The sequence below is a fragment of the Candidatus Zixiibacteriota bacterium genome, from assembly GCA_040753495.1.
GTDB lineage: Bacteria > Zixibacteria > MSB-5A5 > GN15 > PGXB01 > DYGG01.
Genome location: JBFMEF010000124.1, coordinates 1 through 8,666 on the forward strand (window position 1 = coordinate 1; position 8,666 = coordinate 8,666).

Consider the following 8,666-nt stretch of genomic DNA (forward strand, 5'->3'; position numbering starts at 1 on the left):
GCGCCATCTGGCATCTGCCGCATGTCAAAGACAAAACCCGTTTGAATATTCTGGTGATGTTGACACCGCAGTTTCATAACGCCGGACCGCATCATTTCGACAAAGAATATATCTGGAATTATGGAGGTTTAATAGTCAGCGCCGACCCGGTGGCGGCCGATACGGTCGGTCTGCGAATAATCCAGGAGAAACGAAAACGGTACTACGGCGATGAGCGCCCGCTCCGTCCCTCGGCGCACCATATCGCTATCGCCGATACTAAATACAATCTTGGCGCCAGCGACTTGAGCAAGATTGAAATAATCCGCCTGGGGTGGAGTGAAGACAGTTTAATCTGATAGGAGCCTTATAGCCAGGAGAAGGTATGGCGCTTTTCACTCGTCGCGATTTCCTTAAATCGACAGCCTCCGTTGCGGCCGGCATGGCATTTGGGCTGCCGACGGTGGCTGAGGAGCTTCTCTCCTCCGAAATCGCCAGGACCAGAGTTGTGCTGGTGCGCAATCCCGATGCTGTCCTCGGTCCCGGCCGCTTTGATGGTCAACTGATTCAGCAGATGCTCGATGATGCAGTCTGCGCCTATTTTCGAGTGGAGACGCCGGTCGAGGGATGGAGGAAGATCATCAAACCGGAAGATGTTGTCGGCATAAAGACCAATCATCACCGGTATCTTCCGACACCGGCGGCAGTTGAAAAGGCAATTGTGCGACGTATCCTGGAAACCGGTGTCGCCGAAAAGAATCTGAGTGTTGACGACCAGGAGGTTCGCGCCAATCCGGTTTTTCAGAGCGCCACGGCTCTTATAAATGTCCGTCCGATGCGCGTTCATGATTGGGCTGTGGTCGGAGGCATGATTAAAAATTACATCGTCTTCGTCCCCAATATGCCTGATTACCATCCCAATTCCTGCTCCAATCTCGGCGCCATCTGGCATCTGCCGGTCGTCAAGGACAAAACCCGCTTGAACATCCAGGTAATGCTCACCCCGCACTTTCACGCTGTCTCCACCCATTACATTGACCCAAAGTATATTTGGAACTATTGCGGTATTTTGGTCAGCGCTGACCCGGTCGCCCTCGATTCGCTCGCTCTGCGGATAATTCAATTAAAAAGACAAGACCATTATGGTGATGACCGCTCTCTCAATCCCACCGCCCCGCACGTTATAGCCGCCGACAAGAAATTCGGTCTCGGCACCAGTGATTTGAATAGGATAGAGATAATCCGCCTGGGGTGGATGGAAGAGAGTTTTATCTGATAGGAGCCTTATAGGCAGCCATTATGAGTCGAAATCTTTTTGGTTTCGGCAACGCTTCACCCTCAGAATGTCAAAACCCCCACTCGCGCTTCGCTATGCACACACGGTTCGGGGGGATTTTGACCTACGCGGTTTGAGTTCCCCTTATCTTTTCTCTCGCAGCCCCAATCCTTCGAGATGCAAATCAGTCGTGCCGGCTATCTCATCGTTTTTTTTTACCGAATACTCCACCGCGGCGGCGATGAAATCGCGGAAGAGCGGATGGGCCCGGGTCGGGCGGGATTTCAATTCGGGATGAAACTGCACCCCGACAAACCAGGGATGACCGGTCACTTCAATTATCTCCACCAGACGACCATCGGGCGAAACTCCGGCAAGTTTCAACGGCTTATCGGCGTACATCTCCCGATAAGCGTTGTTGAATTCGTATCGATGACGATGCCGCTCCGATATTTCTTCGACGCCATAAGCCTTATAGGTATTGGTGCTTTTATCCAGAATCGCCCGATACGCCCCCAGGCGCATGGTGCCGCCGAGGTTGGTTATCCCTTCCTGGTCCGCCATCAAGTGAATCACGGCATGCTTCAAATCAGCATAGAACTCATAGCTGTGAGCATCTTCCAACCCGCAGACATTCCGCGCGAACTCAATCACGGCGCATTGCATACCCAGGCAGATTCCCAAAAACGGAATCTGGTTCTCCCGCACATAATGAATCGCTTCGATTTTTCCTTCCACTCCCCGTTCCCCAAAACCGCCCGGTATCAGAAGCCCGTCAATATCGGACAGGAATTTGTCCGCCCCGTACTGTTTAATATCTTCGGAGGAAACCCATATCAAATCGACCCGGGCGTCATTTTCTTCGCCGGCATGGACAAACGCCTCGATGATAGACTTATAGGCATCCTTCAGATTCACATATTTTCCGCAGATGGCAATTTTAACCCGCTGGCGGGGATTCTTTATCTTTGCCACCATCTCCTCCCAGTCGCTCATATCCGGCTCGCCGTAATCGAGTTTCAGGTGCTCGCAGACGGCGGTATCGAGCCCCTCCATATGAAACCGCAAGGGGACTTCATAGATAGTTTCCACATCGACGGCGGAAATGACATGTTTGTACGGCACATTGCAGAACAGCCCGATTTTCTTTCGAATCGAATCGGTCAACTCTTTCGCCGTCCGGCAGACTAGAATTTTCGGCTGAATTCCTATCTGCAGAAGTTCCTTTACCGAGTGCTGGGTCGGCTTGGTCTTGACCTCTCCGGCGGTGGCAATATACGGCACCAGTGTCAGATGAATGAAAACGGTATCCTCCGGCTCCGCCTCCAGCGCCATCTGACGAATCGCTTCCAGAAACGGCTGCGATTCGATATCACCGACCGTACCGCCGATTTCGACTATGATGACGTCGGTATCAGGGTCAGACTTGGCCGGCTTGCGCAGGCATTCTTTTATCTCCTCGGTGATATGCGGAATCACCTGCACGGTTGCTCCCAGATAGTCTCCCCGCCGCTCGCGGGTTATAACGGTATGATATATCTGACCGGTGGTGACATTATTCTCGCGGGTCATATTCTGGTCTAAAAATCGCTCGTAGTGCCCCAGGTCCAGGTCTGTCTCAGAGCCGTCATCAAGCACAAAGACTTCGCCATGCTGAAAGGGATTCATCGTGCCGGGGTCGACATTTATATAAGGGTCGCATTTTATCATATTGACTTTCAAACCCCGCTTCTTGAGAAGCAGTCCCAGCGACGCCGCCGCTATTCCTTTCCCCAGTGACGAAACCACCCCTCCCGTCACAAATATATATTTAGTCTTCTTCTCTGACACAGAATCCTCCATCTATATAAAAGCCGTTCTTTTCAACCGCTCCAGATCTTCCCTGGTATCAACACTGTAAATACGGGATTTTATCCGGAAGACTTTCATTCTTCCCTGATTCTCCAGAATGCGCAACTGCTCCAGCGATTCCGCCTTTTCCAGACGGCTCTGCGGCAGGCGATGAAACGCAAGCAGCCTGTCCCGCCGGAAAAAATAGACCCCGATATGATAGTAGTAATCAAACTGGGCGGCGCGATTGCCGTTAACTCCCTGCAGATACGGTATTGGATAGCGGGAGAACCAGAGCGCAAAATTGTCCCGGTCAAATGTCACCTTCACCCGATTCGGGTCATAAAGATATTCATCACTTTCAATTCTTTTAACAAAGGTAGCATATTTTATGGTCTTATCGGATAGCATATCTTTTATCACTTTTTCAAAATCGGACCGGCTCTCCCCCCAATGGTCGGCCTGAATGCTGACAATAATCTCCCCCCCTGATTTCTGCGCCACTTCGGCGCTCCGGTCGGAACCGGTTTTATGTTTCGCCGAAGTCCGGACAGCATCCAGGCCCCGCATTCGGCAGAACGATAATATTTCATCGGCATCCGATGCGACCACCACCCGGTCGATTAACCGGCAGGACGCCGCGGTGTGATATAATCGCTCCAGTATAGTCTCCCCCCCGATATCAGCCAGAGCCTTCCCCGGGAAACGGATGGAGCGGTACCTTGCCGGAATCACCGCCAGAACGCCGGTTTTATTCATTAGAGCACCCGCGGCACCCGGAAGTAATCGTCATCTTTATCCGGGGCATTGGAGAGCGCCTGCTCTCTGGTGAGAGAGGGCGTTACGATATCATCCCGAAAGACATTCTCGGCTTTTATAAACTGACTCTGCGGCACAATTCCATCAGTATTCACCTGCTGAATCTGGTCAATATAAGAGATAATCTGTGTCAGGTCGTGATGGAGCGATTCTAACTCTTCAGGGCGTAATTCCAGCTTTGCCAGAGCGGCAATCTTCAGTATGTCGTCTTTTGATATAGGCACAAGCGAAAATATTACGGCTGTGGGGTGCTGTCAAGTTTTTTTAAAATTTGCTCCGTCACAATTCTTCGGTCGCTATAAACGGCGTGACGATATGGACTTATGATTATCGAGAAATCGCTCTTCGTTACTATGACGTCGGTCGCTTTTGAAACATATCCCTATTAATCTTTTTTGGGATTGGTCGATACACCATATAGATGTGTCATATTGAAACAGGATATTAAACAGCACTATGCTCCCACCTTGCACCTTTTTGAACAATCCGTCAACTCTAAGTCGCGCGCTTTTTAGATTGAGCCTGGAGCTCTACTTGGCAGAGGTTTTATCGCCGGAGAGCCGCCAATTTTTTGAAACATTGACGCCCTTAGACAATCTCGCCTTCATTGCCAACCGGGAGGAGTTTCTTCTTCCGGAAAATTTTGCTCCTGCGCCGCTGGAAATCATCTGGCGCACTATCGACAATGATGCCGCCGGCATTTTCTGCCGGGGAGTGACGTCGGGTGAATCGGGCGCCAGAAATGACTTTGTTCTCTGCGCCGCCAGCCTCGGACAGAACCACAACGGCGACAAACTTGCCGCCGGTTTCATTGGCTCCGAAAAATGGCACCGTCACTCCGAGATGCAGCAGTTATTTTACGCGCAGATTGGCATGCTTCGCCGCTACTTCGAGGAGTTTTCGCATCTAAAAATAATCCGCAGCCTGTTACAAGAGGGAAGCAGTTACAATTATGTAATAGACCAGGGGTCTTCTCAGATAATTGCTTATCGATGCCCGGGGAAGTCTCTTACAGCGGTGTCAGCGGAATCGCCGACGAGCCCAATCTCAGAAGACCTTTTAAGTTCATTACTTCGCCAGAACCATCCGACCGGAGATGATCAGGCATCGCCCCTTCCCGAAAATATGCAGATTACCCGCTTTCAGATAGCCGGATATGATTACGCCGCCGTCTCTCTAAAGAGACCTCTCTCGTCGGCGGTGACACCGGGCGGCGCCGACAACCCCCGCCGCGAACTGATTCATTATATGAATAACAAACTGGGCGCATTGCAATCGGCCGTGGAGCAATTGCAGCTGCGCCGGGACCGGGCGGTCAGCGACGCCGATATGAAACTGATGGAGATAATCAGCAAAGTATCCGAGGAGATGGCGGAGGCGCTGAACCGGTTCGATTCTGAAAGCCACCCTCTTCCCAACTCTTCGGCGGAAACAGTTAACTCACCCAGGAAATTTGCCACTCATATAAACCGGAGAATTGTCCTTGTCAACGATTAACAGCAAGCTCACCGGCGTCTCGCTTCTGCTGGTGGATGATGATGACTCCTTCCGCCAGACGGTGGAGATTCTTCTCAAGAGCCACAACTACAAGACTACCGTGGCGGGTGGTCTGAAAGAGGCGCTGGAACAGATAAAAACGTATCCCTTTGACCTCATTATAACCGACTTGAAGATGAATGACGGCAGCGGTATTGAACTTCTTGAAAAAGTGCGGGAGTTCGGCGTTCCGGCGGAGATAATCATAATGACCGCCTATGGTTCGGTGCGCAATGCGGTGGAGGCAATCCGTCGCGGCGCCTATGACTATATTGCCAAACCGTTTAAAAACGATGAGCTTCTGGTTCTGATAGAAAGAGCCCTCGAGAATCGAAACATTAAGGTCGAGCTTTCCGCCCTCCGCGAAGAAATCGCCTGGAAATATGGGTTCGACAACCTGGTCGGCGAATCGCCGGCAATGAAGCAGTTGAAGAATCTGGCGGCGCGGGTCGCCGCGACCGATATTTCGGTGCTCATTACCGGTGAATCCGGCACCGGCAAAGGCTTGCTGGCTAAGGCGATTCATTTCCACAGCCAGAGACGGAAACGGAAATTCGTCCCGATCGATTGCAGCGCTATCCCGGCCAGCCTGATGGAGTCGGAGTTTTTCGGGCATATTAAAGGCTCCTTTACCTCCGCCTATTCCAATCATAAAGGGCTGTTCGAGGAAGCTGATGGCGGCACGGTCTTTCTCGACGAAATCGGCGACATGCCGCTTCCCCTGCAGGCAAAAATCCTCCGGGTGCTGCAGGATTCTGAGATTCGACCGGTCGGAGCCTCAGTCTCGAAGAAAGTAGACGTCCGTATTATCGCCGCCACTAACAAGAACCTGGCGCAGATGGTCAGTGCGGGAAATTTCCGGGATGACCTTTATTATCGATTGAATGTACTGCCAATTCTTATCCCTCCGCTGCGTCAGCGGGCTGACGATATCGCCCTTCTGGTCGAGCGGTTCATAAATCAGGAAAAATCCCGCCAGAATCAGGCGAATATTTCAATCTCCCCGCCGGCTCTGGCGCGGCTGGTAGCGCATAATTGGCCCGGAAATGTCCGGGAACTGGAGAATACCATCAAGAGAGCCATCGCCCTCTCTCCCGAGGGTCGAATCCGGGAAGAGGATATTATGTTCATCAATTCTCAGGGGAGTATGCCGCGCGAAGGGAAACATCGGCTTATAACGCACCAGCTTAACGGTACATTGGAAGAGAGTCTGAAAGAGAGAATTCATTCCGCTCTCTGCGCCAATAATTGGAATTTCAGCAAGACCGCCACCACTCTTGGAATTGGCCGAACTACTCTTTGGAGAAAGGTCAAAAAATATAATATTACCAGAGATGAGACCGTTTCTGTGGAACAGGATTAGACATTATTCGTAGAACCTATGAGAGGGACCAAAATAGGATTTTAAAGATGAAAGATGATGTCTCTGCCGCCGCCGGACCGGTTACATTGCTTACCAAAACCAGCCGGCGTTCCTGGGAGTTGGTAACCCGCTCGGTTTCCGCGCTGTTTCGCCGCAACAACAATATCTATAAGCTGTTCTTCTCTTTATACAAGAAGCTCAAGAAACATCTCTCTCTTTCGACGGCGGTTCTGATTGTCCATTCCGTCCGCGACAATACCCTCAAAGTGATAGCGGTCAAGAATTCCAAACATGCCCCCGAGGGGATTTCGCTCACCCTCCCTGACCAGGATTCTCTGCTACATTCGGTCTTCCGGGACGGGCATCCATATATCGAGAATAATCCCGACAACTTTTCCGGAAATTTTATCGAGCGCAAGCTGCTTCTGGGGGAACCTTCAAAATCGCTCGCGGTCTTCCCTATCCATAATAATGGTAGCCGTATCGGTTTAATCTGTCTGGTTTCGACTCAGGCACAAGCATTTGATATTATCGACCAGCCGCTACTGAATCCAGTGGCGGCGCAATTCGGGCAATTTCTCGCAAAAGCGACCGCCGACCTCAACATTTAACCCTGTTTGAATTTCTTTTGCAGAGCTTTAATCCGCCTCTTGGCGCGGTTATGCTCCTCCAGCGTCTTGGAGAAGATATGCCGCCCGGTGCCATCGGCGACAAAATATAGAAATTCGCTCTCCGCCGGATTCAGCGCCGCCTCTATGGCGGCAAGGCCGGGAGAGTTAATTGGTCCCGGCGGAAGGCCCCGGACCTTGTATGTGTTGTAGGGGGAATCAATCTCCAGGTCACGATAGAGAAGCGAACGGCTCGGTTCCCGGAGGGCATAGAGGACAGTCGGGTCCGCCTGAAGCGGCATCTGGCGGCGCAAACGATTGTGGTACACCGAGGAAATCAGCCGTAATTCCTCTTTGTGGATCGCCTCGGCTTCCAATATTGAAGCCAGGGTCACAATCTGCCTGACAGACAACTTGGAGGTTTTAGCGGAATCCAGCAGCCTGCCCACTCGGGCATAAAACTCTCGTACCAGGACTTCGCAAACCTTCTCCGGCTTGATGCCGAATCGAAAGCGGTAACTGTCGGGGAAAAGATACCCTTCCAGACCTTCCAGTTGATATTGACGTCTTGTTTTCACCGTATCCAGGGCAAAATTCACGAACGCCGCCGAATCGAGCTCCAGCATTGAGCTCAAAATTGAACCAATCTTATAGATATTGGAGCCCTCCGGTATAGTTACCGTTGCGGTTGCCACTTCCTGACGTTTTAATTTCAGCAACACGTCATATAAGGAAACTTTCCCCGCAAAATCGTACCGCCCGGGCGCTATATATCTGTCGATTCCGCCGATTACTGCCGCCGTTTTGAAGAGAAATTCACTTTGAATTATGCCTCCTTGGCGAAACCGCTCCGAAATTCGGGGGAAAAGATCATCCTCATCTATGATTACGGAGCGCCGTTCTTCCCCCAAGTCATAAGGAGTCAGAAGCTGCACGGCGAAATATCCCCCGGAGAGAAGCAGCAGTGTCAGAACAAAGCCGAAAAGATTGGCGGCGCTTCTCAGCGGGGCGCCGGTGGAGCGTATCAGATATCTCAGGAAAAGAACCAGCAGAAGCGGCAATGCCAGCAGGAGTATGAATACGGTCAGCGGATAGTAGATTAAGTATTCATAGAATCTGCTTCCGGTTCTGTTATTTATCTTTTCGCTCATCCAGGAATCTCTGCAATATTATTGCCGCGGCAATCCGGTCCACTCGTCCCTTATCCTGCCGGATTTTCTTGTGGAACAGATGAAGGGTCTGCTCCGCTTCGGCC

At 51.4% G+C, this 8,666-nt stretch carries 9 protein-coding genes; 5 read left to right on the top strand and 4 right to left on the bottom strand.

Annotated features, from left to right (window positions below; genetic code table 11):
• Together AB1690_08055 and AB1690_08060 are read left to right on the top strand one after the other, a co-directional pair.
• Positions 1 to 338, top strand: a 338-nt coding sequence (locus tag AB1690_08055) for a hypothetical protein (protein ID MEW6015262.1), incomplete at its 5' end; no start/stop codon positions are given.
• A gap of 26 nt (positions 339 to 364) precedes the next feature.
• Entirely contained in the window at positions 365 to 1,255 is an 891-nt protein-coding gene (locus AB1690_08060) for a twin-arginine translocation signal domain-containing protein (protein ID MEW6015263.1), read from the top strand.
• A gap of 144 nt (positions 1,256 to 1,399) precedes the next feature.
• Here AB1690_08060 and AB1690_08065 read toward each other — a convergent pair whose 3' ends face one another.
• From AB1690_08065 to gatC, 3 genes are read right to left on the bottom strand one after another with little or no spacing between them, the layout of a single operon-like run.
• Complete coding sequence (locus tag AB1690_08065) at positions 1,400 to 3,085, bottom strand: CTP synthase (GenBank protein MEW6015264.1); 1,686 nt, start codon at positions 3,083 to 3,085, stop codon at positions 1,400 to 1,402.
• Between the two features lie 12 nt (positions 3,086 to 3,097).
• Positions 3,098 to 3,844, bottom strand: coding sequence for a 3-deoxy-manno-octulosonate cytidylyltransferase (kdsB, locus tag AB1690_08070; GenBank protein ID MEW6015265.1), 747 nt, complete (start codon positions 3,842 to 3,844; stop codon positions 3,098 to 3,100).
• The gene (gene gatC / locus AB1690_08075; GenBank protein MEW6015266.1) at positions 3,844 to 4,128 is read right to left on the bottom strand and encodes an Asp-tRNA(Asn)/Glu-tRNA(Gln) amidotransferase subunit GatC; all 285 of its coding nucleotides are present in this window, start codon (positions 4,126 to 4,128) and stop codon (positions 3,844 to 3,846) included. The genes kdsB and gatC overlap by 1 nt, the downstream gene beginning before the upstream one ends.
• 310 nt (positions 4,129 to 4,438) lie before the next feature.
• Between gatC and AB1690_08080 the strand changes: the two genes are divergently transcribed.
• From AB1690_08080 to AB1690_08090, 3 genes are read left to right on the top strand one after another with little or no spacing between them, the layout of a single operon-like run.
• Positions 4,439 to 5,401: a hypothetical protein gene (locus tag AB1690_08080; GenBank protein ID MEW6015267.1), complete on the top strand. Its 963-nt coding sequence runs from the start codon at positions 4,439 to 4,441 to the stop codon at positions 5,399 to 5,401.
• Positions 5,388 to 6,803: a sigma-54 dependent transcriptional regulator gene (locus tag AB1690_08085; GenBank protein MEW6015268.1), complete on the top strand. Its 1,416-nt coding sequence runs from the start codon at positions 5,388 to 5,390 to the stop codon at positions 6,801 to 6,803. Before AB1690_08080 ends, AB1690_08085 begins: the two co-directional genes overlap by 14 nt.
• 47 nt (positions 6,804 to 6,850) lie before the next feature.
• A complete protein-coding gene (locus AB1690_08090) occupies positions 6,851 to 7,414 on the top strand; it encodes a GAF domain-containing protein (GenBank protein ID MEW6015269.1) in 564 nt (187 codons plus the stop codon).
• Here AB1690_08090 and mltG read toward each other — a convergent pair.
• On the bottom strand, positions 7,411 to 8,562 hold the full coding sequence (gene mltG / locus AB1690_08095) for an endolytic transglycosylase MltG (protein ID MEW6015270.1): 1,152 nt from the start codon (positions 8,560 to 8,562) through the stop codon (positions 7,411 to 7,413). The genes AB1690_08090 and mltG overlap by 4 nt on opposite strands.
• Between the last annotated feature and the right edge of the window lie 104 nt (positions 8,563 to 8,666).